Here is a 22,396-nt window from a genome sequence, read left to right on the forward strand (position 1 = left end):
GAAGCGTTCGTAGTATGTATGTATGAGTTTGTTACTCTCCTCGCTGGCCGGGTTGGCCATGACTCAATCGTCGCATTCGCATGTGATCACCGGTACCGTCACGTTTCGGGAGCGCATCGCGCTCACTCCTCGTGCCGAAGTCACGGTGTTCCTCGACATGATGGACGGCGACCAAGTGATTCGCATCAGCACGGTCCGCATGTTGCTGAGCGGAAAGCAGGTTCCGGTGGCGTACACATTGCCGTTTACCGTGCCCGACCGGTTTGCCAAGCGGAAGTTTACGGTTGGCGCGGAGATCAAGGATTCTGACTACGGCTTCTGGTCAACGGCCAAGGGAGTCTCGGTGAAAGTCACCGGAAACGCGAAGGTAAACATGAGCCTGGTGAAGGATGCCGGTGCCCCCGCCTGGGCGGGCCCGACGTGGAATCTCACTTCGATCATGGGCAATAGCGTGAAGGTTTTGGGCCGCGCTCCGATGATCAAGTTTGACTTCGCCAAGCGCGAGTTTCAGGGCCACACCGGAGTCAATGGGCTCGGCGGGAAATTTAGTTGGGATTCGCCCACGCTCCAAATTGATCCCGGCCCCATGACCATGATGGCGGGTTCGGAAGAGCAGATGGCGGTGGAGCGCAACCTGCTGCAAAGCCTTCAGCAAGTGAACCGCGTCGAGATGCGAGGGAACCTGCTGATCTTGCTGCGCGACGATCGAGAGTTGCTTCGCTACAGCCGAGGCAAGTAGCCACAAAGTCAAAAGAAAGAACCCCGCCTGAATCAGGCGGGGTTCTCGTTGTTCTCGGGGAGCGACCTAGCGGAAGACCGCGAAGGCGCCGTTGTTGGGGAAGCTGAAGCTGCCCGGAAGGGTGCCGGTTGCATCCCAGTTGGCTCGGCGAACCACGCCGCCGCTGCGGACGATACCCGAGACCGTACCCGCGACTTCGTCACCAGTTGTTTGGCCATCGGCTAGAGTGGCGATGGGGAATAGGCGGAAGATGCCGGTGGTCGTATCGGTCGTGCTGTAGTCCACGTAGCCGTGCCACATGCCGCTGATGACGCCGCCGGAGTTGCGTCGGAAGAGAACCAGCGTGTCGCGATTGTCTTCTTCGCTGCCCGGGAAGGCGACCATGGTCACCGTGTCCGTCGGCGTAATCACGTCGGAGTAGTTCTTCCACGTTCCCACCAGAGCCGTTTTGAGGTTCAGGTTAGGATCGGTTTCGTCGAGCTTAAACGTGTTCGCGGCCTTCTTGCCGGCGATGGTTGCGCCTTCGCGAACCGTACCGCTCTTAATGGCGATGGGGTCGAGAAGTTCGAACACCGAACCGGTGCCGAGACCTTCGCTGATCGCGATGCCGTCGCCCGAGAAGTAGATGCGCTCGGCGGCACCACCGGTCGAATCCACCACGGGGCGATCGCCGCTGGGCATGTTCGAGATGTCGAACGAAATGTAGTCGTTCAGGAAGCCCTTGATCGAAAGGCTCACCGGATCGTAATTCAGGTTGGTAAAGCGGTCTTCGTCGAACACCACGTTTTGACCCGGGATCCATTGCACCGTAAGGTCATCGAGTCGCACTTGCAGGCTGGTCGAGCGGCCCGGCAGAACCTTGACGCGCACGTCGAACGGGTCCGTGGTTTCGTAAGCGTAGGTGCCCGGAGCGGAACGGAGAACGGTTGAACCCGACGAGTCGGTGACCTCGCGAAGTTGGTCGATGATGAGCGGGTATTCGGTGAAGTTCTTCTCGACTTGGCCGGCCATCGGAATCGCGATATCGCGTTGGTTGATGGTGTAGCCGTCGAGCATCACGCTCAGGGTGCTGGGGGTCACTTGCTCGGTGCCGGGAACAAAATCCGACGGGCCGTTTTGCAATTGAACCGTTTGGATGTCGGCAATTTGCGAGCCCACACCGCGCGATCGGCGATCTTGGCCCGAAAGGTAAACCAGGCTGACCGTGCTGTTGGTGCCGAGGTTGATGAGCGGCACGCTGCGGCTCGCCACCGGCGGGACAACAACTGCGCCACCGCCGCCATCGCCCGAACAACCCACCAATACTGTGGCCATGGCCGATACCACAACCCACTTACTCCAAAATCCAGTGCTCTTCATAGCTGTACTTCAGGCGAAAACTCGCCCGCAAAGATGATTCGCATTTTGGACGCGCGAACCTCGGGGTTAGTTTGCACTGTTTTCAGGGAATGTTGCTTGATGCCTCAAAATTTTGGGGCGGACGCCGCGCTAGGTACAATTTAGGGATGAAGCGAGATGATCTGCTGGACTTAAACGATGCCCTGCAGCATCCCGGGAAAGTCATTTCGGTGGACTTAAGCACCGAACTCCCCGAAGAAGAAGACCTGGACATGGTGCGCCCGCTGGAGGGTGCACTGGATGTTGTGAGCACCGGCAGCATGCTGTTGGTCACCGGCGATTTCAGTACCCGCGTGGTGATCGAATGCTCCCGTTGCGGCGAACCCTTTGAAGCCGAATTGAGCTTCGCCATGGAGGAAGAATTCCCGGTGGAGGGCACGCCCAGCAGCTTCGCCAGCGACGACTACGCGCGGATGGCGCCGAACGACGAGCCGTACCCGCTGTTCCAAGGCAACCACCTCATGGTGGAAAAGTTGCTCCATCAGGGGCTTTGGATTAACATGCCCATGCGTCCCCTCTGTGAAACTTGCGCCGAGGAAGCGAATCCGGAAACTCAGGAGCTCATCGCGAGCTGGACTAAACCGGACGAGGAGCACCCGTTCGACAAGCTTCGCGAATTGAACTCTGACTTGCAATGACCACCATCGTCTTGGATGCCATGGGCGGCGACTACGCCCCCGAAGCCGTGATTGAGGGCCTGCTGCTGGCCTTGCCGCAAATGCGGAGCCGGGTGATTCTCATTGGCCGGATGGCGGACATGCAGCGCTGCCTCAAAGGAACGGTGCCTGATCGGGTGGAACTGCTTGACGCGCCCGAAGTCGTGGACATGGACGAAAAGCCGATGGAAGCCCTTCGCAAGAAGAAGAACTCCAGCCTCGTGATGGGCATTGACCTGGTGAAACAGGGCCGAGCCGAGGCGTTTGTGAGCGCCGGGAGCACGGGGGCTTGCACCGCGGGGTCGCTGCTGAGTTGGCGACAGATCACTGGCATTCGTCGCCCCGCCATTGGCAGCGCGATGCCGAACAAGCACGGCCGATTCTTGTTGCTGGATGCCGGAGCAAGCCCGGACGTTGATCCCGAAGACTTGATCCAGTTCGCGATCATGGGCCGCGCGTACATGTCCAGCGTAATGGGTCGCAAGAACCCCACGGTTCACCTGATGAACATCGGCGAGGAGCCGGGGAAGGGCAACGCATTTTCCAAGGCGGCTTATGAATGCCTCTCGGGGTTCTCGTGGTTCCGCGGGAACATGGAGACCAAAGACGTGTTCAAGAGCCAGGTGGACGTCGCCGTTTGCGACGCGTTTGTCGGCAACATGATTTTGAAAACGGCGGAGGGCGTGGCCGAGTACATGAGCAGCATGATTAAGGAGCAGCTGCCGACCAACCCGCTGCTCAAGCTGCCCTACTTGCCGCTTCGCAAGGTGATGGCGCCGATCCGCAAGCAGATGGATTACGCTGAAATTGGCGGCTCGCCGCTGCTCGGCCTCAACGGCGTGTGCATAATTTGCCACGGACGCAGCAATCCCAAGGCGATGATGAACGCATTGCTCCAGGCGGAGAGCGCGATTGAGCACAACTTGCAAGACGCGATTCGCGCGGGATTAACAGAAGCCTTCCCGACAAGCGCCGTCGTGGGCTAAACTGGAGTCATGAGCATTCGCGCGGTCGTGGCTGGCACCGGAATGGCGGTTCCCGACAACATCGTTACGAACGACGATCTCGCCAAAATCGTTGATACCAACGACGAATGGATTCGGCAACGCACGGGCATCGGCGAGCGCCGCATTTGCCGCGAAGGCGAAACCGGTTCGCAACTCGCGACCACCGCCCTGACGAATGCCCTCGGCAAGGCGAAACTCGGCCCGGACGATCTGGACATGATCATCTGCGCCACGGTGAGCCCCGACTACATTTTCCCCTCGAATGCGTGCTTAATCCAAGATGCGATCGGCGCGAAACGGGCCGGTGCCTTTGACCTCGGTGCGGCCTGCGCGGGCTTTATCTACGCGACCAGCGTTGCCGGAAGCATGATCGAAGCCGGGCGAGCCAAGCATGTCGCCGTGGTTGGCGTGGATACGCTCTCCAAACATGTGGATTGGTCGGATCGCGGTACCTGCGTGCTGTTTGGCGATGGCGCGGGAGCCGTGATTTTGACCGGCCAAGAGAATACGGATCGAGGCATCTTGCACACCGAGATGCTGAGTGACGGCGGTGGCGCGTGCCATATACTGATTGAGGCTGGCGGGAGCAAGTACCCGATGAGCTCGGCCAATAGCGCAGGTCACAACCCCAAGATTTACATGGCGGGCTCCGAGGTTTACCGCTTCGCGGTGGGTGCCATGGGCGATGCCTGCCAGCGCGTGCTCGACAACGTGGGCCTCAAGAGCGAGGACATCTCGCTGTTTGTGCCGCACCAAGCAAACATCCGCATTATCGAATCGGCGGCCAAGCGTCTGGAGCTTCCACCCGAGAAGGTGTTCATCAACGTGGATCGCTACGGGAACACGAGCGCGGGAAGCATTCCGATTGGACTTTACGAAGCCTCTGAATCGGGACGCCTCGAGCCCGGCGACCTGGTGATGACGGTTGGCTTTGGCGCGGGCCTCGTGTGGGGCGCGAACCTCATCCGCTGGTAGAAGTTAGCGCAAAAAAAAAGACCCCTCACCAGCTTGGCGAGGGGTCTTTTTTGTCGGTCGGCTTACTGGATTTGCGCCCAGATCTTCTTGAGCTCTTCGCCCGAGTGTTGCAGGGCGGCCTTTTCTTCGGCGGTCACGGCCGGTTCAAGAATCTTCACCACGCCATGTCGGCCAACGACGGTCGGCATGGAGAGCGAGATATCGCTGACGCCGAGCACGCCACCTTGCACCGCGCTCACGGGGAGCACTTGATGCTTGTTCAGCGCGATCGAGTGGACAACTTCGGCGATGCTCACGCCGACGGCGCGGCCTGCGCCACCCTTCAGGCGGATGACTTCGGCGCCCGACTTGCGCGTGAAGTCGAAGACGCCTTGCGCGATTTCGGGAGTGAACCCGGGAATGGTGGCCATGGAGACGCCGCCGATGGTGGCCGACGACCACATGGGAACCATGGTGTCGCCGTGCTCACCGAGAATGAGTGCCTTGACGTCGGTGGCATTGACCTTAAAGTGGTCGGCCAGAAGCGATCGGAAGCGGCACGTGTCGAGCACGGTACCCAGACCGATGACTTGCGACTCGGGCAGGATTCCGCTCTTGGCGGCGAGGTGCGTCAGGATGTCCACCGGGTTGGACACAACCACGATGGTCGCGCCTTCGGCGAGCTTGCAACTCTTGAGGCTGTCGAGAATTCCCTTGAACAGACCAACGTTGCGGTTGATCAGTTCCAGGCGGCTCTCATCGGGTCGGCGGCGCAGACCGGCGGTGATCACCACGCAGTCGCTGCCATTCACGATATCGTACTGATCGCTGCTGGTAAAGGTTTGGTTGGCCATGAGGGCCGCGCCATGACGCAGGTCCAGCGCTTCGCCGTCGGCCATGTCCTTGTTGGCATCCACCAACGCGATTTCGCGGACAATTCCGGCACACTGCAATACGAAAGCGGCGTCCGAACCAACGCGTCCACCGCCACCAATGATGCTGACTTTCATACGGGTTGATTATGGCAGGGTTGGGAGCTATTGAACCGTCTCGTTCGTTCTGATAATAGGGTTATTCATGAAGTGGTTTTCGCGTTCGCCGGTGACGTTCACCCTGCTCGGGTTGGTGTTTCTCACCTTTTTGATGAGCATGGTGCGGGTGCCAGGTCTGTCCGAGGCGCTGGCATTGACGCCGGACGGCAAGCCCTGGACGTTCCTGACCTATCCGCTCGCGCCGGTTTTCAGCGGTTCGTCGCTGTTTTGGTTGATCCTCAGTGGGGTGTGGATGTGGATGTTTGGCGCGCAGGTGGAAGCCCGCAACGGCTGGAAAGGCGCGTTGCTCGCGAGCGTTGGCTTCGCGACGTTGGTTGGCCTCTGTGTGTTTGTCGGGGCAAAGACACTCAACACGTACTTCCAACTCGGGGGACCGTTTGAACTTGGCGTTGGTTTTGCGATTGTCTGGGGCTTGCAGAATCGGACGGCCAAGATCAATCTCTTCTGTGTGCTGCCGCTGAGCGGCCTCCTGTTTGCCGGCCTCTCGTGCCTGCTGCTGTTCTTCCGGATGATGGACTTTCATCCCGCGCTTGGACTCTTTACGTTGCCGGCGTTGGGGATCACGTACTTTGTGGTGCAAAGCCAACGCTCGGGGGCAGGTGGTGTGCGACTGGATCGGGCCGCTCGCAACAAGGCAAAGAACACGCGCAACATTTTGGATGCGGCGGCTGATCGGCAAAAGGAACGCGAGGAGCGCGACAAACTCCGTCAGCTTTTTGAACGCAGCCTGATTGAAGACCCCGACGAGAAAAACGGTTCTTAATACCAGCCACAAAAGCTGAGATTGTGGAAGAACCAGCATGAGGCAGGGGCTATTGCGCCCCATGTACATGCGAAACGCAAAACTAACTCGGCGATTGGTGGCAGGGGTCACGTTGATTGAAACCCTGTTTGGCCTGTTTGTCACGGTGGGCGGCACAATGGCCGTGCTCTCCATGGCGAGCGTCTCCACCAAGGTTAACAAGCAAACCGAAGTGCGCTCCATTGCTCTTCAGGCGGCTCGCGAAAAGCTGGAGAGCCTCAAGCTTCTGGCAACGAGCAATCGCCCGAATATGTCGCAGCAGCCATTTACGATTCCGGCGAACTTGTTGGCCCAGTTTCCGACTGGTTCCGGCGGACTGGAGATGACCGGCGAATATACGATTCGTGAGTTTGCCGGCGACTCGAACTTGCAGCAGATTATCGTCGCCGTGCGTTGGCGCAGCGTCTCCTCCTCGCAAACGATGAACGCCGCACCCTGGAGCGAGGTGATGTTGACGGGCCTTTGCTCGGTGCAGCCGCTTGACATTTCTTACACGGGCGTTTACGACCCGCCTCCTCCTCCCGATCCGAACGACAATCCGCAATATCCCGGAGACGATGACCAGCCTCCCGATTGGACGCCGACTGACGGCGGCACGAGCGGCGGCGGTGGCAGCAGTGGCGGCGGTGGTGGCGGCACCACCGAAGAAGAAGTGGGAGGGTGCACATTTACCTATGGCCCGTGTTAAGCAGCGCGGCTTTACGCTCGCCGAAATGGGCGTGGCGGTTTCGATTGGCTTGCTAGCGCTCGGCGCGGTGATCGGCACGAACGTCGCGATGACGAACGTCGCAAGCAAGCTCACGGCGGGTGGTTCGACCATCAAGAAGGGCGTAAGCAGCATTGAGATTCTGACTCGCGATCTGCGCGATTCGGACCTGTTGCTGGCTCAATGGCCGCCGAACGGAAACGCCCAGTTTACGGCGAACGAAAGCAACACCTTGATCGTGCGCGTACCTAAGGTGAGCGGCACCAGCTTGGTGGCCGGGCAATACAACGCGTACATCTACTATTTGCGAACGCAGAGCGGCGCCGATGGCCCGTTTGTGCTGACCCGCTATCAGGCAACTTTGAATAACGGCAACGCGTCCACCGCGACTCTCGACCGCGTGGTGGCGACGAACGTAACGGCATCCAACTTTGTATACACCTGCCGCGAGACATTTCATGGCGAGAGCAGCTACGTTAAGTTCCGCACGCGCACCATGCCGCAGGGCGACAAGCCCGGCTTTGCGCAAGAGGCGTGGATGAACGGCACCGAACTACTGGACTCGGGCGACGCGGAATATGACGGCGACCTGCTGCGGTTTGCTCAGGCACCGAGTTGGGGAGCGCTTGTGGATGCGCGCTACTCGGTGGACCCGGCCACGGTGGTGGGCGGCGAGGGTGGTTGCAACGCGACCGACATTTTGGTGACGCTTAAGATTCGCCCGACTTGGAAGAATCGAACCTACACCGACCAAAACCGAACAGTTGAGATTTCGACGCGCATGCGATTGCGCAACAAATAAGATGAAACGAAGAAAGATTAAAGCGTTTAGCACAACCACGATTCTGATCCTCACGGGAGGAAGCATGATGGTCGGGGTTGGCGTCACTTCGTTAGCCATGGTGCAAGACTCGCACTCGGGCAGAAGTGGCTCGAAGCAGCAGGCTAATGAGTTAGCCGAATCGGCGGTTCACGCGATGTATCAGAGGATTAAGACCTCGATGGTGCAGACGAACGCGATGCCGACGGCAATTAATGCGCAATCGCTCACCTTTACCACTCGCAATGGCGCGAATCGGGATGCGGGCACGATGAGTGCGCAAGTGGTTTCGACGGATGTTACGAGCGCAACGGTTTCCGCAGCCGACGGGAATGTCGCGACCCGGAAAACGTATACGTTTCAGATTGAAGGTCGAGGGATCGCGAGCAACGGAATTGAGAGTATTGTCCGCGCTTCGGTGACGGGGACGGTGGACGAAAGCGATGGCACGTATCGCCAGGTGGTCCATGGTCAGCAAGCGGACGGCAATCGCGTGCCGTTTAGCGTTTGCCCCGGCGCGATCATGTGCAATGGCGCGATTCGGATGACCACCAACCAGGGAATTCGAACCTACAGTCCCAATAACGACGCGCACGTTGTGGCCAATCGTGGGATCGAGTGGAACCCGGCGACGGGCTCCAAGAGCGGCCATTCGAATCCCAATATCATCGACATTCAGGGTCAGTTTCAGGTGCCCGGCTCGGCGCAATACGCCTCGATTTACGACTTTACGGTCGGTCCTAGTGGCTTAGGGAATTCCAATGGGACCAAGAATTATCGATCACCGGCATACGCCGCCGATAGCGGAAATCCCGCCTTGGCAGCTAACACCGTTGCCCGCCGAGAGTACCCACGTCCGTATCCGAGTACGACAATGTTTGATGGCTGGGAGACCGAGTGGGCTGACCAGGCAAACAAAGGCACCAAGTATTTATCCGACGTAAGTGCGGCGAACATGACTCCGGATGTCAACGGCCACAAGAATCTGCGAACGCCCGTGATTATCAATGGCGATTTGGTAATCCCGTCTGGGCAGAATCTTCGGATGTTGCCCACGAGCGAAAAGCCGTGGGAGAACATTGTTTACGTAACTGGCAATGTCCGCAACATGGGGCAACTTCGTAACCTTGGCGTGACGATTGTGATGCTCGGAAAGTACACCGATAGTTCTTCTTCGGAGTATAAAATTGATACGCAGGATGGCATGTATCCCAATGAAGATGAAGTGGTGAAACATGCGAACTTCATCAACATGAATCCGGATGCCGATGCGGTTCGGTTTTCGACGAACTCCTCGAGCCACACCGGGCTCATCTATGCCGCTCGCGGCGGCATTCAGGTGACCGGAACGCCAGAGTTTCGCGGCAAACTGGTCGCCGCAGGCTCGCAGGATCTGCAGATTTCGCCGAGTGGCGGCAATAGTTTTGTGGTGCACTACGATGCCCGCTCGGGCGGCAACCGCCACGTGGTGGGCTCGGCCGAGGACTCGTGGACCATCACTCTGCCCGCTGGCACGGTGATCCGCGGCTACGACTGCGACCGTCTGGAAAAGTGGCTGACGATTAAGTAGTTACGGGATATTCGCCCGGACGTCGGGGTGGTCGAAGTTAATAATAATGACTGAGTAGTCATTGGGGTTGCCTTTTCGCTTGACTACGGAGAAGCAGCCCCGTTGCTTTAGGCTATTTAGGCACTTCTGAATTTCCCAATCTGCAAATTCCGGCATACGCTTTGCCAGCTCTTTCTTGGCCGGAACGAACCAAATCTCTGATCGGTTTGGATAGGCGGCGAGGAGGTTGCTGAGTATGGCCTCGTCTTCTTCGTCATCAACCATGGTAATACTTTCGAAGTCATAGTAGTCAACGGCCTCCTCAAACTCTTCCTCAGCCGTTAAGGTGAGAACGGGTAGATCGGGAACCGGGGCCGGGGCTGGCGGGGAGATTGGTTCTTCGGCTCTACGTTCGAAATCCGCACCATCGTCAATATAGTGGAGGTTGCCTTCCTGGACAATTTCTCTTAGATCACCGCTGGTGTTGCCGCGGAAGCTGATAATGTGGATGCTCTTGCCATATTCTCGTAACTTAACAACCAGGGGAATATAATCTCGGTCACCGGCAAGGAGGAAGAAAGTGTTGATCTTTTCATTCCGAAACATAGTTTCCAAAACATCGAGACTAAGGTGCATGTCCGCGGCGTTTTTATGCTGATTGCCGAGTGCAAACCTTACGTTGATGCCTAGTAGGGCAATTGACCTGATTACAGAATTCTCTGCCAGTTGGCCATTTTCAAAATCCGCATAGGCCGCCATGACTATCGGCGGAGATCCCAACTCTGTTCCGATGGCATCTTTGATGATCTTGATTATCTCAATAGATTTATCTGCCGGGCTTATTCCTTGCGCTGCATTTTTGAGGATGAAGTAATAGAGATTTTCAAAGTCGATAAAGAGGGCCGTTTGGGGTTCGGCGCGACAGGTTTCGGGAAAGAAGGGCATGCGTCATTATCCCTCACATGGTGTGCTCGCTGCGAGGCAGCAGGTACTCTCTCGGCACCGGCCCCGTAGCTCAGTGGATAGAGCGCCTCCGTCCTAAGGAGGGCGTCGGGGGTTCGATTCCCTCCGGGGCCGCCAAGATTTTGAACCTAAATTAGACCTTTCAGCCCACTCCAAGGGAAGCTCATAAAGCCCAGGTCTCTCCAAGGTCTCTCCAAAGCACACTCCAAAGCGGTGTACACTCTTGGAACTATGGCTACAAGAAGGGACAGCGGAGAGGGTTCCTGCCGCAAAATCCAGAGCGGAAAGCTCTCAGGAAAGTGGCGGGTTCAATACCGCCTGAGAAAGCCTGATGGCTCTCAGAAACGAGTCTCTCGGGTCTTCGGAACCCAAAAGGAAGGGCTGGAGTTTCTGCGCTCCCTTCGCAAAGACGGAAGCCCGGTAGCCCACCAAATCACCCACGACCTGACGTTTGGTGACTGGCTCGACTGGCTCATCAAGAATGATTGGAGCGAGTCCCTTGACCCTAAGACGGTGCGGGACCGGAAGACTCGGTATGAGAAGTACGCAAAAGCGAGGTGGTCTGATGTTCCACTCACGCGAATTGATCCGGTCGAAGTGAAGTCCTTCTACACCCACCTTCGTGAAACCGGAGTTGGACAACACACGATTATTGCCCTTCGAGTGCTTCTGGTTCGCGCATTCAACCAGGCCATCGCTCCGTATGGTCGCGTCCCACACTTCTGGCGTAATCCCTTTGCCCTTGAACTTAAGACCCCGCCACGGCGTGTGGCGGTCGCGCTCACACCCAAGGAGGCGAAGAAGGCACTGGCATCCAAAGACCTCGATGACAAGCGTCGGGCCATGCTTGGCGTGTACCTACTTGCTGGACTTCGGCTTGGAGAGCAAATGGCGTTGACGGTAGGGCAAATCAACTTCAAGGAGAAAACGATCCTGGTTGACCGGGCGGTGAAGCTCACTGAGAAGAGTGCTCAAACGGTGGGGCTTCCCAAGGGCGACAAGGTGAGAATCGCGGTCCTGTGCGACACACTTGCGGCAGTCCTGCGACCACTTTGCGAGGGGAAAGGAGAGGAGGAGTATTTATGGAGCACGGTCGAAGAGAACAAACCCAGAATGAAGGCTCTCACCTATGCCACTTGGCGGAGGATTCGCAAAGAGGCTGGGCTTCCGAATGACATGAGTCCGCACGACTGCCGACTCACCCACATCAACTGGATCGAGAAACTTTGTCCAGACGTATCTACTACGACGCTGAAGGAGCACGTGGGCCACGCCGGGGTTGGTGTAACCGAAGTCAACTACACCAGACCCCTAGCGATGTCACAGAGCATCTTACGCACTGCGCTCGATGCTCTGTTTGCGGCTGAACAGAAGTCGTAGGTCACGAACTTCGTTCCTGTTTCTCAAGGTAGTCCTGGAGTTGCCGGGCGGAAATCCGCCTGGCTCCTCCGACTTTGAACGACTGGAGCTTTCCTGCCTGAATTGCTTCATACAGGAAGCTCCGCGACAGTGACATGAGCTTCGCCGCTTCTGCCACTGTGTATGCGAGTTTTTGGGGTTGCTGGTTCATAGGAAGTCACCGGGGATCAATAGAAGCCCATGCGTTTGCGATTGGAACGCCGGTTCACAACGCGAGTCACGTCAGCCGCGTACTTCACGCCGAACAGCTCTTTCCACTGATAGGTGATTTGCTCATCCTCGAACATCTCTTCAAGCTCAATGCCCTGGTGTCCAAGATGCGCTCCGATGAGCGCCAAGGCTCCCATCGGGTCATGAGGGGCAAGACACTTCACCGCCTCAACGATGAGTGCCATCGAGTACTGAGCCTCGTTTCTGGCGGTGTACCCGTCGCCGTAGGCGAGGGCCTGATCGGAGCGAGCGATGGCGTTTCGGGCTCCATCAAGAAGCTGCGTAACGCTTGCGGGGAGTGATTGTAGTTCTGCCATAGAATTTTCCTTAACTCCAACCTCCCACCATCGAAACTCCAAGGTCTTCGAACGTCTGCACGAGGAATCCATAGGAGCAGTTCGACGGAGCCAGCTCCCGCAGCCTATCGGCTCTGAGCTTTCCGGTCGTGACGGTGATGAGGTTGAAATCGTTGATGCCCCAGAGACGCTTCGCTTGACCACTTTTCAGGAACTCGTGGTAAACGGCGAGCTTGGCGGCGAACTTTTGGGGTGAAACGTGCCCCAGGTCACACTCAATGAGGAGCGCACCTTTGGCGGTGATCGCCATGCCATCTGGCCGGACTTCGAGGGTCTTGCCGGCGGATTCAAAGGTGCGCCAGAGCATCGGCTCAAATCGCCATTCAGTTGCTCCTTTGTTCATCAGGGCAAGGCGGATGTTCGTGACAGACAGTGCGTGGCGCAGGAATCGAGGCGAAGGTTGGCGATTCGTGATCAGCCGGGCTACCCTCCCACTCAAGACCTCAGGGGCATTGCACCCGGGGACGTACAGGCTTCCCGAAAAATATGGCGTCTCCAGAAGCCGCACTAACCCGAGTTCGCGAAGCACCCTTAGCCGAGTATTGACTCTGGTAATGGAGCCAAACATGCCTAGAGCAAGTATCTGGTCGCGACTCAACACATGGCTCATCGCAATCTCGTACACGAGCTTTCGGTCTCTTTCGGTGAGGATCATCAGAACCAATCCTCCAGGGAAGTTTCCGGTCGTGAGACGTTGGGTCGCTCAGATGCTTTTGTTCGCGGTTCCTGTTTCTCAGTGGGTTGCACAGGCTGGAACTCAGGAGCCTGATAGGGCTTGTTCGGATGGGCTTCGTGAACCTGCGCCAAGAATCTCCGGCCATCCGCCTCAAGCACCCCTCCGTTTCCTAGAGGCGTGTTGATCTCAACGCCGACAAGTTCCTTGTTCCCGCGCTTCATAATGCATGAACCAACCGGGAGTTTGGTGAAGTCGATAGCCTTCCGGTCACCTGTCAGATCAGCCGATAGCATTTGAGCGTCGTCCCTACCAAGTCCGAAAATGAGTTTTTGCCCGACGTTGCCGAGTGCCAAAGACTTGAGCTTTGGTGAGAGTTGGCAAAGGGATTGGTGAGCGAGGATCGCGTGACACCCAAATTTGCGACCTTCAATCAGAACCGAATCAATGTCCTCGGTTGCGAAGTGCGAGAACTCATCGAGCACCAAGAGAACTGGGTTTCGCTGAAGTTCTGGGATAACGATACGTGAGTACATCGCTTGGATGAGGGAGCCAAAGATCATGCTTCCCATCGCTCTTCCAGCAAGCGAAGTTTCATCTATTGCAAGCGACACCAAGAGAATGCTGCCGTCTTGATTAAGGTGGCTATACAGGTCAATTGGATTTCGGTCACTCAGGATCGCTCGCAGCTTTCTCGTGGCAAAGAGCCCTGAGAATTTGTTCATCACGGGGCTTGCGAGAGTTGCTTTGCGGTCGTCTCGCATCTCGTGATACCGAGCGATGAAGTTACGGGTGTTGTCAGTCTCAATCTTTGTGAGAAGCCAGGTACGGTACCGGTCATCGAAAAAGGCGGGTTCCAGTTGGGTGAGGGGTTCGCCAGCTTCGGTGAGAGCCTCAAGGAAGTGGCGGGCCGTTTCCTCAAGCTGGACGCCAAAAGAATCCGCGTTTGCTTTGACCGTACTCAGGACATTGAGGGATCGCTGGTGCGGCAGCCCAGAACCACTGAGCGGATCAAAACCCGTCAGGGGCGACGAATCCCGCAAATTGATTACCTTGACGAGGCTCGGATCAACTCTTCCCGCGAGCAAGGTCAGAACGTCATTTACTTGATCGCCCCTTGGGTCGATAACGACGAACGAGTCGCCTCGAAGGATTGCGCCGGAGATCAGGTGTGTGAGTGCCACCGTCTTTCCTGACCCCGTACGCCCCAAAATCAAGTTGTGATGCCCCAAATCCCGGCGAGAAATCGAGACCAGCCGGTTTGCCGGATGGTCGTCGTGAGACTGGTAGTCGGCTTCAATGCCGATCCAGTGCTCTGGCCGATTGTTCTCGCTCAGGTGGTTTCGTTCTTGCACTCGTCTATCCTCTTGAGTAGAGGATGCAGAAGTGAAGAATCACCTTTCAGAGGAAAGCCGGGAAAGTTTAGCCCTAACGCAACTGCCCCATGATCCACGATCATTCGCGAGCGTCGTTTCTGAGGTCTACCTGTTGGAATACGGGGCAAAGACCCAGTTGGAAATCGCCGAGGTCATTGGCAAGAACAAAAGCCGTGTGACCCAAGTGTATGGCGATCCCACTAAGCTCAAAGCGGACACTATCAAGATGCTCCTGGAGCCTCTTGAGTTCAAGGCCAACAAGAAGCGGATCGTTGATGCTTGGGTGCGGGAGGTCTTTGGCGACGACATCAAAACGAGTCGGTACGCCAAGCGCATCAGAGGCACGGCGACTCCAAAAACCCTTCGAAGGGTTGACCGCATGATTCGAGAGTGGCGAACCAGGGACAGTGCGGTCTTGGCATTTGAAGGCTTCACCAAGGCCGAAGACTACATCTTGCAAGAGCAGCTCCTTGACCGGCTGTATTATTCGCGGTTTCTCCTTGGCGAGATCGGGTACTGCGTGAGTGTGTGCCGAGTGATTGCGGAGCGAGCGCGGCAACGTGGCGACGAGCTTCGGGAAGCTTCGGCGTACCTGCGCCAAGCCAGACTCGTTGCTCTTCTTCCCGAAACCCGTCCAGAAGACCTTGAGAGCCTGTTTGAGCGCGTCGAGGCGATCCTTGCGAGGAATGAACCATCAAGCAAACCAGAGTTCCTTGTGGCGACGCCAGAGCTTCTCTACCAAACCCGGCTTGGGACAATCTGCGCGTTCGTGGAGAGGAAACATCTGACCGCCGAAGACGCGAAGCTCGCTGAGCATGTGCAGGTGCTTCAAGCCTGGCTCAAGAAAAAGCTCAGCCTTCACAACCGCTACTGGGCGCACCTCATGCTCGGACGTATTCACCTGATTCTCGGACAGCTATTCCAAGCACAGGAACACCTTGAGCAAGCCCGCGAACTTGCTGGAGACAAACTGCCTCATGCCAGAGAGGAGGTTGGGGTTCTGTATGGCAGGCTATTGGCTGCACGAGGCGAGTACCAAGAGGCACTCTCGTTTCTGCGAGCGCAGAGCCTGCTCTGCTATCGGAGGGGAGATCGGTTCTACCAGGCGATGACCGAGCTGGAGCTTGCCCGAACTAAACTAAGACACTAGTGGTGCGTGTTCGTGCATGCGCTCAGCGGCTAACTCACGGCTCCTGATTTTTTGCAACCCGTCATGCTGCCTTTCACACGAACTCCGAGATTGACTGGGTCTGACCTTGAAACGGATATACTGAAGATTGACAAGGCAGGTTCCTATGATTATTGCGCTTGAAGGTCTACCCGGTTGGGGTAAGACCACATTATCTAAGTCACTGGCTTCCGAAATGACTGCAATTTCTGTGCCAGAATTCGTTCCAGAGTCTTGGCCCAATGTAAGGGAAACCGCGGGCGGGACTTATGAAGACGAAACCATTTATCTCCTCAATTGTGAGATAAAATCAACTGTAGAAGGACATTTTCCTGACTCGATTGTTGTGCTGGACAGATACTATTTAACTCCGTTGGCTATTAACTTTACTCAATTTCGATCAGGCCTCAGCAATAATTGGGAAATGGTTTCGGCGTGGTATGAATCCTCAGTAGGTACCACGGTAATCAGGCCATCTCTGTACATCACCTGTGATATCCCGATAGAAGAGTGTAACGAACGAAAGGGCCGTTCAGAATGTGACTTGCTAACCTGGGGTGTAATTGATCGCCTAGCCATCGCAGCAGACTTTTACACCAACTTTTTTAACTCTTGGGAACCGGACATTCCCTGCCTTAGACTCGATTTTCATTTAACCAGACACGAAATGGCCTCGGTGGCTAAATACACAATCGAACTTCTTCGCGAGGGAATGCATGAACATCGACGTTGATTGCGGAATCGTATCTAATGATATGGATCATCTTCCGGTAGCTCTAGCATCTTTGTCGCTTCAAAGTGTTCTACCATCTCGGTTGCACGTACTTATAGACGCCTCCGAAAAAGAACAAGAAACAACTCCAATTCTAGAAAAACTGCTCTTTCGTCTCGGAAACTGCGGCGTGACATGCAATATATGCATCGAGAGGGATTTACATGGAATTCCTGCATTACGAGGACGAGTTGAAACTGCTTGCCGCGGTCCTTATATTTGGTGGATTGATGATGATGTAGTCGTTGAGCCCGACTGTCTCGCAAAACTAAATCTCAGCGCAGAGTTAAACCCCGAAGCTAGCTTTATACAGGGATCCAAGCTGTCTATTGATGCGACAGAGGGCTATAACATGCTGCGGCATAATTCTGTGGATGATGTGCGGGGGACACCTTTTGTCACATACCCAACTGGAGACGATGTGCCGATTTACATCGCCGACACAGCCAATGTTCTATTCTCAACTGAGATTCTTAGCCGCACAGGTGGATTTAGTCGCCTTGCAGACGCCGGTTACCGCGAGCGTGGCTCTGACTGGGTAGTAGGTGCTCTATGCGCAAATGTCTGCCAAGCATTTCTCAACCCCGCGGCCCGTGTACATCATTTAGGAAAAGTGAATTCTGCCGGAAAACGTTTTGAATCGACCAGATACTCCGTGTTGAGTTATCTTGACGGCTCAGTATCGCCTGAGGTGTTGGAGCATGTGCGTCTGACAAGGTATTAGCAAATGAAGTTACCAAAGGGATTACCTATACTCGACCAAGTTGGGCTGATTCTGCGTCGGTCTCAGAATGTGTTTACCGACACGTCCCTGGTAAAGTGTCGTCAACAAGAGAATGGCATCTGGGTCGTGACACTCTATTTGGCGTCCTCCGGATGCGTGTATGCATCGCGAGGCGGTTGCACGATGTGCGCTTATCCGAAACAAAAGCCCAGATTGGAACCGCTTGACTTAAATACTTTCATCGTGCAACTCAATTCAGCATTGCAAAACGTTCCTGCCGAGGCTTTAGTAGAAGTTCGATTGTTTACCGGAGGTTCCGCCTTTGATTTTGGTGAGATTTCCTCAGAGAACATATCTCGGATTTGCAGTGTTTTGCTATCGGATCATCGCATAGTGAAGCTCCGCGTTGAGACCCTTCTTACATTCCTTAATCATGAGAATCTCTCACTTTGGACGAATCTTTTGCAGCCAATACGCCTCGAAATTGCGATTGGAATCGAGTCATGCAACCGCTTCTTTCGCAAGTTTTGTATTAATAAGCCGTTTGAAGATGAAGAGATGAGGCACTTGATAGAGTTGGCTGCTGGGTATGCAGATATCGTGTGCTATCTTATGTTAGGACATATATTTTTGACGGAAAAGGAGTCGGTTGACGATGTGATTGCCTCTACTTTCGAACTTTTACAGCTTCCAGTTCATCGAATTGACATCAATCCGCTACATATTCATAATCATACCATAGCTGGACACTTGTTTAGGGCCAATATGGCTTTCCCACCTTCTCTGTGGTCGATAGATCTGGTCCGAACAATTTTCAGCAACCATAGTCGAGTTAACATCACCGGTCTTTCTCCTAATCCACTGCCCGTCGCTAGTCCAATGAGCTGTGCCATTTGTCAAAGCGCGTTTCTTGATGACATCAAGCAGAAGAGGCCATTTGTCGGTTGCCCTTGCTACGTCGCTTGGTCTAAAAGCTACCGAACTCCGAGCGGTGATCTGCTTGCAAGGATAGAGGCTGGATACACGCATCTTGCAGAGTCGTTCGAAGTTCCTGTGGAGGCGTCTGTCCGACAGTTACACTCCGCTGAAAGTGTTTATGGAGATAAGACTCTTGCCATTGCGAGAGCGCGAGCAGTCAACTGTGGACTACATAACGAGTTTATTGGCGCGCTACAGAAGCTGATGAAGATTAGAACTATTTCGGTGTCAATACCCCCAGAAACAGTCCTGCGAATGTATCCGGGAATATTTGGAGAAGACTACACCTATGATGTTCTAAATAGCTATCATGGGGAGTCTATCTGTATGATCTGCGAGGGACGAGGCGCAGTGGAGCACGTATTGCGCGTGCGCAACGATCTGCGAATGAGATTTAGAGACCGCGGCACAAACTTCTTTCACGCAGCCGATACCGATGGTGAAGTTGCTCTTCACATGAGATTGCTGGGACTGACAATTTGATATCCTTTCTGAACATCCACGTATCGATGCACCATAATATGGAACTAAACTACACGACACTGCAGGATAAGTTCCTAGTGGATTATAGAGTGTGCGATGGTAGGGTAGAAATCTTATGGCAGTCTATCAATGATGACACTATTTTCACTTCAGTGCTCGATAAAGATTGCCTAGTCGATTTAGACGTGTGTGGCGTGTACTTTTGTTCCGGATACAAGCAGGATGGCATTTATCTGGCATGCGCTTCTAAATCCACCGTTTCTGGGCCTGGGAAACTCTGTTCAGAATGCGCAAAGATTGGAGGCATCCACATCAGCCCGTTTGTATCTTCATACCCCTGTAGATGGGCGGAAAAGTGGAAGATGGCAAGAGAAGCTGAGAGATATTGTGTTTACCTGGCTCGTTTTGGTAGCGAGGTGTTGAAGGTGGGCATGTGCGTTTCTAGTCGGTTTTCGCTGCGAGCCCGTGAACAGGGAGCTGTGGCGGCAATGAAGATCTTTGAAGGTGACCCCATCCGATGCCGCGAACTAGAGGTGGAGATCACCAGAAGTGGAATCTCAGATAGGGTTCAGGCCGCTACAAAGTATAGGTCACTCATGCATCATCACCGGAATGGTTGTCACGGTGGAGTCGTTAAGTTGTTGCACAATGATCTTGCCGCGGTACAAGATACGTTTGAAGAAGTGTATGAAATGGAAGTACTGGACTATGAAGCTGAGTTCTTTGCTCTATTTACTTCGTTTCCTACCTGCTTCGTCCCGAACATCTTAGCTTACGGTAGAGTTTCAGGATATCTTGCTGGGTCGTGGGGACCTTTTCTCGATATTCTAAGTGAGTCAAATAATGTCCTTCTGAATATATGGTCGCTAAAGGGTGCTTTGGTTGGCCCTAGTGAACCAAACCAGCCAAGTTTATTCTAAGTATTTCCCCGATCTGAGTCCGGCTTGCTTTCCTTGTTCTTGACGCTTTTAGCTCGAATGGTGGTTAAACTACTTCCTTTATAGGTGTTAGCAATCCCCGAGTGGATCGATCTGTAGTGCTGGTTCGGGGTTTCTATGTACTGACATGAAATGACGTGGTAAGTTCCCACCCACCACCCTGTGTGTTTGTCTCGACTAGGGTCGAGGTAAACTTCCGGGCCTTCCGGAAGTCGTTTGTCGAGGGTCGCAACTCAGCGGTGTGGATAACTCCTCGCGCGCTTTCTTTCAATATTTCTTTCTTGCTTTTGTTACGCGCTTGGTTTAGGTGAACACAAATCGTCTCATTTCGGAGCGTCAACTTTGGTTAGCTGTGGATAACTCAGGTCGATTGCGATGAGCCCACGCGAAGCCAGCCGGGCCAGTCCGCGGTGAACGCTGGATCGCTTGATCCCGGTCCAACTCTCTAGCTGCTCATACGTGGCACTCAGAGGAATGTGAAACCGTCGCAGACCGTAGGCGCGGCGGGAAATCACTAGGAGGAGCCGGAGTTCAGGGTTCGAGAGGATTGGAAGCAGTCGGTCCAAATGCGAGTTCGGGATCTTCGTCCACTCCGTGACTGGTGGCGGAAACCTCGGGGAGATGCTTGGCATATTTTGCGTATGTGAATTCCTTAGGCGGTGAATAGTTGCCCCGAATGGCCTGGATGATGAAGGCATTCGGGCGCTTGGCGTTGCGATAGGGCAGGTACATGAGCTGGCGCTCGATCTCGTCAACGCTATAGTCGCGCAGGAGCTGGGAGACTCCCGCGTTCGAAACGTTGAGCTTGAAGAGCTCAACCGCAACCGCCGTCATTCGCTCGAGGTTTGTCATCGCACAGCTTCGATGAAGCGGCTGACCTGGCGGCTCATGCGGTCAAGGTGTCGGAAGAACGGCTCATCGACTTCAAGCTTTGGCACTTCTCGCACCCCGATCTTGTTCTGGATCAGGAGCCGAGCCAACTCGGTTCCGGTGACGACCCGAATTCGAATCGGCTCGTGGCTTCCCAGGTGAAACTCGGCAGAGCTTGTAAGCCCGTGGGTGGAGATGAGGATTCCATAATCCGAGCCAGTGCGCCGCACAACTCCGGCCAGTTCATCGAGCATGCGAACCCGAACCTCCTGCCCCACGAACTTCACCACCGTCTGCACGTCGAACAGCCCCAAACGATCGTCAGCGGTGAACTCGTGGCCGCCCAGGTAGGTTTTCTCCTTGCGCTCGCGCCGACCCATGAACTGAATCTGCTTGTATCCAAGCCGGCCGAGGAGTTGCCGGACTAAGAGCATCTGAACGTGAAATGAGGACACGCGAACAATGGAGAGGAGGTCTTTCTCAAGCATGACAAGGGGCTTAGTTTTCGGTTGAGGAAAGAGTGACACCGCGAGGGAGACGACTGGAAACCCACTTACCAGGCTCAATGCCAGCAAAAGAAGGCTTCAGGTCTCCGAACTCGTCGTATGCGTTGTCAGGAAGGCTTGGCTGACTCCGGGTCACGTCACAGCAGAAGGGCGTTGGGAATCGTCCTCCTTCAGCGATCAGGTCACGCGGGTCGATCCGGAATCCGAGTTCTCGCTCGATGGCTTCGGTGATCCGGGTGACGGTGAGGAATGACGGGTTACCGCCGCCTCGCAGGATTCGGAAGACGGAAGCCGGGTGAACTCCCGCGTCTTGGGAGAGCCGAGAAGGAGCCTTGAAGCTGTACCGTTTGGTATGGGCGAGCACATCCGCGAGTCGAGAGATCGTTTGGTCAAAGTGGTGGGGTGATGGTGTCATGGCGGAAGTCTCTCGCGGGTTGTGAGGGCTGTTCACAAATCCTCGCCCGAACGAAAACCGAACGCAAGAGCGAGCGAATTTGACCACCAGAAAAATGCGCCCAGGGAGCGAAATTCATTTCAACCGTGACTACAAGAGCCGATTTTTGCCCCGGTCAGACCCCCGACCAGAAGGGCGGTCAGGTCTAACCTAGGCGTTTGAACCTGCGCACAGCGGTTCCAAAACTCAACCCTCTTGCTTCGCAATCGGTTCTTCTTGTCTCACTTTTTTCGTTCACTCTCCGTTCACGTCAAAAAGCGCTCCAAGCTGCTCCGATGCTTAAAGCACAGAGCACCTATCCAGGTGGGGGCGGGTCGCACCAACGTGCCGAAAGCTGAACGGCTTAGAAAGAGAACAGACCGTGAGAGTCATGAGAGATGAACTTTCACATTCAGAGTTTCCGGTGATCCGCGTCCAGCTTGTGCGTGAATGCGGAGAGCACCGGCTGTCACTTTCGAGTCCCGAGGACGCTGCGAGGGTCGCCGAGCACTTTTTGTCGCTTGCCGACCGCGAGCAGCTCATTGTTCTCATGCTCACTTCAAAGAACGATCTCATCGGCGTTCATGTGGCAAGCATTGGCAACCTCACGAGCTCCATCGTGTGCCCCCGCGAGGTGTTCAAGGCCGCAATCCTTGCGAACGCCTGCTCGATCATCCTGGCCCACAACCATCCATCGGGTGACCCAGAACCGTCTCCCGAGGACATCGAAGTCACCAAGACCCTCGGAGAAGCTGGGAAGCTCCTGGGAATCCCACTCGAAGACCACATCGTTGTTGGCTTACCTGGCAGGTTCGTGAGCTTTCGCCGTCGAGGCGTGCTGTGA

Annotated in this window: 24 protein-coding genes and 1 tRNA gene; 16 read left to right on the forward strand and 9 right to left on the reverse strand. The window is 55.3% G+C overall.

The genetic code is table 11. The features are described 5' to 3' along the window. The first annotated feature begins 22 nt into the window (after nt 1-22). Nucleotides 23-739 carry an META domain-containing protein gene (locus tag JNJ45_01640; GenBank protein ID MBL8047361.1) on the forward strand — a complete coding sequence of 239 codons (717 nt, stop codon included), beginning with the start codon at nt 23-25 and terminating at the stop codon, nt 737-739. Nucleotides 740-805: 66 nt separating this feature from the next. On the opposite strand, the gene JNJ45_01645 is transcribed toward JNJ45_01640, so the two are convergent. After that, on the reverse strand, nt 806-2,098 hold the full coding sequence (locus JNJ45_01645) for a hypothetical protein (protein ID MBL8047362.1): 1,293 nt from the start codon (nt 2,096-2,098) through the stop codon (nt 806-808). Nucleotides 2,099-2,244: 146 nt separating this feature from the next. Between JNJ45_01645 and JNJ45_01650 the strand changes: the two genes are divergently transcribed. From JNJ45_01650 to JNJ45_01660, 3 genes are read left to right on the forward strand one after another with little or no spacing between them, the layout of a single operon-like run. Further along, on the forward strand, nt 2,245-2,775 hold the full coding sequence (locus JNJ45_01650) for a DUF177 domain-containing protein (protein MBL8047363.1): 531 nt from the start codon (nt 2,245-2,247) through the stop codon (nt 2,773-2,775). Further along, the gene (gene plsX, locus JNJ45_01655; protein MBL8047364.1) at nt 2,772-3,779 is read left to right on the forward strand and encodes a phosphate acyltransferase PlsX; all 1,008 of its coding nucleotides are present in this window, start codon (nt 2,772-2,774) and stop codon (nt 3,777-3,779) included. The genes JNJ45_01650 and plsX overlap by 4 nt, the downstream gene beginning before the upstream one ends. Nucleotides 3,780-3,788: 9 nt before the next feature. Then, nucleotides 3,789-4,775 carry a ketoacyl-ACP synthase III gene (locus tag JNJ45_01660; GenBank protein MBL8047365.1) on the forward strand — a complete coding sequence of 329 codons (987 nt, stop codon included), beginning with the start codon at nt 3,789-3,791 and terminating at the stop codon, nt 4,773-4,775. A 62-nt stretch (nt 4,776-4,837) separates the two neighbouring features. Here JNJ45_01660 and JNJ45_01665 read toward each other — a convergent pair whose 3' ends face one another. Next, nucleotides 4,838-5,764: a lactate/malate dehydrogenase family protein gene (locus tag JNJ45_01665; protein MBL8047366.1), complete on the reverse strand. Its 927-nt coding sequence runs from the start codon at nt 5,762-5,764 to the stop codon at nt 4,838-4,840. Nucleotides 5,765-5,831: 67 nt separating this feature from the next. On the opposite strand from JNJ45_01665, the gene JNJ45_01670 reads away from it, so the two are divergent. The 4 genes from JNJ45_01670 to JNJ45_01685 all read left to right on the forward strand — a co-directional run bounded on the left by JNJ45_01670 (nt 5,832) and on the right by JNJ45_01685 (nt 9,704). Next, entirely contained in the window at nt 5,832-6,569 is a 738-nt protein-coding gene (locus JNJ45_01670) for a hypothetical protein (protein ID MBL8047367.1), read from the forward strand. A 97-nt stretch (nt 6,570-6,666) separates the two neighbouring features. Then, entirely contained in the window at nt 6,667-7,296 is a 630-nt protein-coding gene (locus tag JNJ45_01675; GenBank protein ID MBL8047368.1) for a hypothetical protein, read from the forward strand. Beyond that, nucleotides 7,283-8,116 carry a prepilin-type N-terminal cleavage/methylation domain-containing protein gene (locus JNJ45_01680; protein ID MBL8047369.1) on the forward strand — a complete coding sequence of 278 codons (834 nt, stop codon included), beginning with the start codon at nt 7,283-7,285 and terminating at the stop codon, nt 8,114-8,116. Before JNJ45_01675 ends, JNJ45_01680 begins: the two co-directional genes overlap by 14 nt. A gap of 1 nt (nt 8,117) precedes the next feature. After that, nucleotides 8,118-9,704: a hypothetical protein gene (locus tag JNJ45_01685; GenBank protein MBL8047370.1), complete on the forward strand. Its 1,587-nt coding sequence runs from the start codon at nt 8,118-8,120 to the stop codon at nt 9,702-9,704. Here JNJ45_01685 and JNJ45_01690 read toward each other — a convergent pair whose 3' ends face one another. After that, entirely contained in the window at nt 9,705-10,628 is a 924-nt protein-coding gene (locus tag JNJ45_01690) for an NYN domain-containing protein (GenBank protein MBL8047371.1), read from the reverse strand. A gap of 59 nt (nt 10,629-10,687) precedes the next feature. Here JNJ45_01690 and JNJ45_01695 point away from each other — a divergent pair. After that, a tRNA-Arg gene (locus JNJ45_01695) sits at nt 10,688-10,763 on the forward strand. 114 nt (nt 10,764-10,877) lie between these two features. Further along, nucleotides 10,878-12,026: a tyrosine-type recombinase/integrase gene (locus tag JNJ45_01700; GenBank protein MBL8047372.1), complete on the forward strand. Its 1,149-nt coding sequence runs from the start codon at nt 10,878-10,880 to the stop codon at nt 12,024-12,026. Between the two features lies 1 nt (nt 12,027). On the opposite strand, the gene JNJ45_01705 is transcribed toward JNJ45_01700, so the two are convergent. Genes JNJ45_01705 through JNJ45_01720 form a run of 4 tightly spaced genes read right to left on the reverse strand, consistent with a single transcriptional unit; the run spans nt 12,028 to nt 14,659 of the window. Next, nucleotides 12,028-12,216 carry a helix-turn-helix domain-containing protein gene (locus tag JNJ45_01705; GenBank protein MBL8047373.1) on the reverse strand — a complete coding sequence of 63 codons (189 nt, stop codon included), beginning with the start codon at nt 12,214-12,216 and terminating at the stop codon, nt 12,028-12,030. Between the two features lie 16 nt (nt 12,217-12,232). Continuing rightward, nucleotides 12,233-12,592 (reverse strand): hypothetical protein, encoded by a 360-nt coding sequence (locus JNJ45_01710; protein ID MBL8047374.1) that lies wholly within the window; start codon nt 12,590-12,592, stop codon nt 12,233-12,235. Between the two features lie 10 nt (nt 12,593-12,602). Next, nucleotides 12,603-13,286, reverse strand: coding sequence for a replication-relaxation family protein (locus JNJ45_01715; GenBank protein MBL8047375.1), 684 nt, complete (start codon nt 13,284-13,286; stop codon nt 12,603-12,605). Then, nucleotides 13,286-14,659: a type IV secretion system DNA-binding domain-containing protein gene (locus tag JNJ45_01720; protein ID MBL8047376.1), complete on the reverse strand. Its 1,374-nt coding sequence runs from the start codon at nt 14,657-14,659 to the stop codon at nt 13,286-13,288. The genes JNJ45_01715 and JNJ45_01720 overlap by 1 nt, the downstream gene beginning before the upstream one ends. A gap of 31 nt (nt 14,660-14,690) precedes the next feature. On the opposite strand from JNJ45_01720, the gene JNJ45_01725 reads away from it, so the two are divergent. From JNJ45_01725 to JNJ45_01745, 5 genes are all read left to right on the forward strand, one after another. Continuing rightward, nucleotides 14,691-15,830, forward strand: coding sequence for a tetratricopeptide repeat protein (locus JNJ45_01725; protein MBL8047377.1), 1,140 nt, complete (start codon nt 14,691-14,693; stop codon nt 15,828-15,830). Between the two features lie 145 nt (nt 15,831-15,975). Then, nucleotides 15,976-16,581 carry a hypothetical protein gene (locus JNJ45_01730; protein MBL8047378.1) on the forward strand — a complete coding sequence of 202 codons (606 nt, stop codon included), beginning with the start codon at nt 15,976-15,978 and terminating at the stop codon, nt 16,579-16,581. Beyond that, entirely contained in the window at nt 16,565-17,344 is a 780-nt protein-coding gene (locus JNJ45_01735; GenBank protein MBL8047379.1) for a glycosyltransferase, read from the forward strand. Before JNJ45_01730 ends, JNJ45_01735 begins: the two co-directional genes overlap by 17 nt. A gap of 213 nt (nt 17,345-17,557) precedes the next feature. After that, the gene (locus JNJ45_01740) at nt 17,558-18,805 is read left to right on the forward strand and encodes a hypothetical protein (protein MBL8047380.1); all 1,248 of its coding nucleotides are present in this window, start codon (nt 17,558-17,560) and stop codon (nt 18,803-18,805) included. 38 nt (nt 18,806-18,843) lie between these two features. Next, nucleotides 18,844-19,725 (forward strand): DUF2797 domain-containing protein, encoded by an 882-nt coding sequence (locus JNJ45_01745; protein MBL8047381.1) that lies wholly within the window; start codon nt 18,844-18,846, stop codon nt 19,723-19,725. 549 nt (nt 19,726-20,274) lie between these two features. Here the strand turns inward: JNJ45_01745 and JNJ45_01750 are convergent. After that, on the reverse strand, nt 20,275-20,577 hold the full coding sequence (locus JNJ45_01750) for a hypothetical protein (GenBank protein MBL8047382.1): 303 nt from the start codon (nt 20,575-20,577) through the stop codon (nt 20,275-20,277). A 14-nt stretch (nt 20,578-20,591) separates the two neighbouring features. Continuing rightward, on the reverse strand, nt 20,592-21,101 hold the full coding sequence (locus JNJ45_01755) for a restriction endonuclease (GenBank protein ID MBL8047383.1): 510 nt from the start codon (nt 21,099-21,101) through the stop codon (nt 20,592-20,594). An 842-nt stretch (nt 21,102-21,943) separates the two neighbouring features. On the opposite strand from JNJ45_01755, the gene JNJ45_01760 reads away from it, so the two are divergent. Next, nucleotides 21,944-22,396: a JAB domain-containing protein gene (locus JNJ45_01760; GenBank protein MBL8047384.1), complete on the forward strand. Its 453-nt coding sequence runs from the start codon at nt 21,944-21,946 to the stop codon at nt 22,394-22,396.

Source organism: Chthonomonas sp., from assembly GCA_016788425.1.
GTDB lineage: Bacteria > Armatimonadota > Fimbriimonadia > Fimbriimonadales > Fimbriimonadaceae > JAEURQ01.

Excerpts from the sequence above, each read along its gene's own strand:
- JNJ45_01640 (MBL8047361.1), top strand. The coding sequence starts at position 23 with ATGAGTTTGTTACTCTCCTCGCTGGCCGGGTTGGCCATGACTCAATCG.
- JNJ45_01645 (MBL8047362.1), bottom strand. The coding sequence starts at position 2,098 with ATGAAGAGCACTGGATTTTGGAGTAAGTGGGTTGTGGTATCGGCCATG.
- JNJ45_01650 (MBL8047363.1), top strand. The coding sequence starts at position 2,245 with ATGAAGCGAGATGATCTGCTGGACTTAAACGATGCCCTGCAGCATCCC.
- plsX (MBL8047364.1), top strand. The coding sequence starts at position 2,772 with ATGACCACCATCGTCTTGGATGCCATGGGCGGCGACTACGCCCCCGAA.
- JNJ45_01660 (MBL8047365.1), top strand. The coding sequence starts at position 3,789 with ATGAGCATTCGCGCGGTCGTGGCTGGCACCGGAATGGCGGTTCCCGAC.
- JNJ45_01665 (MBL8047366.1), bottom strand. The coding sequence starts at position 5,764 with ATGAAAGTCAGCATCATTGGTGGCGGTGGACGCGTTGGTTCGGACGCC.
- JNJ45_01670 (MBL8047367.1), top strand. The coding sequence starts at position 5,832 with ATGAAGTGGTTTTCGCGTTCGCCGGTGACGTTCACCCTGCTCGGGTTG.
- JNJ45_01680 (MBL8047369.1), top strand. The coding sequence starts at position 7,283 with ATGGCCCGTGTTAAGCAGCGCGGCTTTACGCTCGCCGAAATGGGCGTG.
- JNJ45_01685 (MBL8047370.1), top strand. The coding sequence starts at position 8,118 with ATGAAACGAAGAAAGATTAAAGCGTTTAGCACAACCACGATTCTGATC.
- JNJ45_01690 (MBL8047371.1), bottom strand. The coding sequence starts at position 10,628 with ATGCCCTTCTTTCCCGAAACCTGTCGCGCCGAACCCCAAACGGCCCTC.
- JNJ45_01700 (MBL8047372.1), top strand. The coding sequence starts at position 10,878 with ATGGCTACAAGAAGGGACAGCGGAGAGGGTTCCTGCCGCAAAATCCAG.
- JNJ45_01705 (MBL8047373.1), bottom strand. The coding sequence starts at position 12,216 with ATGAACCAGCAACCCCAAAAACTCGCATACACAGTGGCAGAAGCGGCG.
- JNJ45_01710 (MBL8047374.1), bottom strand. The coding sequence starts at position 12,592 with ATGGCAGAACTACAATCACTCCCCGCAAGCGTTACGCAGCTTCTTGAT.
- JNJ45_01715 (MBL8047375.1), bottom strand. The coding sequence starts at position 13,286 with ATGATCCTCACCGAAAGAGACCGAAAGCTCGTGTACGAGATTGCGATG.
- JNJ45_01730 (MBL8047378.1), top strand. The coding sequence starts at position 15,976 with ATGATTATTGCGCTTGAAGGTCTACCCGGTTGGGGTAAGACCACATTA.
- JNJ45_01735 (MBL8047379.1), top strand. The coding sequence starts at position 16,565 with ATGAACATCGACGTTGATTGCGGAATCGTATCTAATGATATGGATCAT.
- JNJ45_01745 (MBL8047381.1), top strand. The coding sequence starts at position 18,844 with ATGGAACTAAACTACACGACACTGCAGGATAAGTTCCTAGTGGATTAT.
- JNJ45_01750 (MBL8047382.1), bottom strand. The coding sequence starts at position 20,577 with ATGACGGCGGTTGCGGTTGAGCTCTTCAAGCTCAACGTTTCGAACGCG.
- JNJ45_01755 (MBL8047383.1), bottom strand. The coding sequence starts at position 21,101 with ATGCTTGAGAAAGACCTCCTCTCCATTGTTCGCGTGTCCTCATTTCAC.
- JNJ45_01760 (MBL8047384.1), top strand. The coding sequence starts at position 21,944 with ATGAGAGATGAACTTTCACATTCAGAGTTTCCGGTGATCCGCGTCCAG.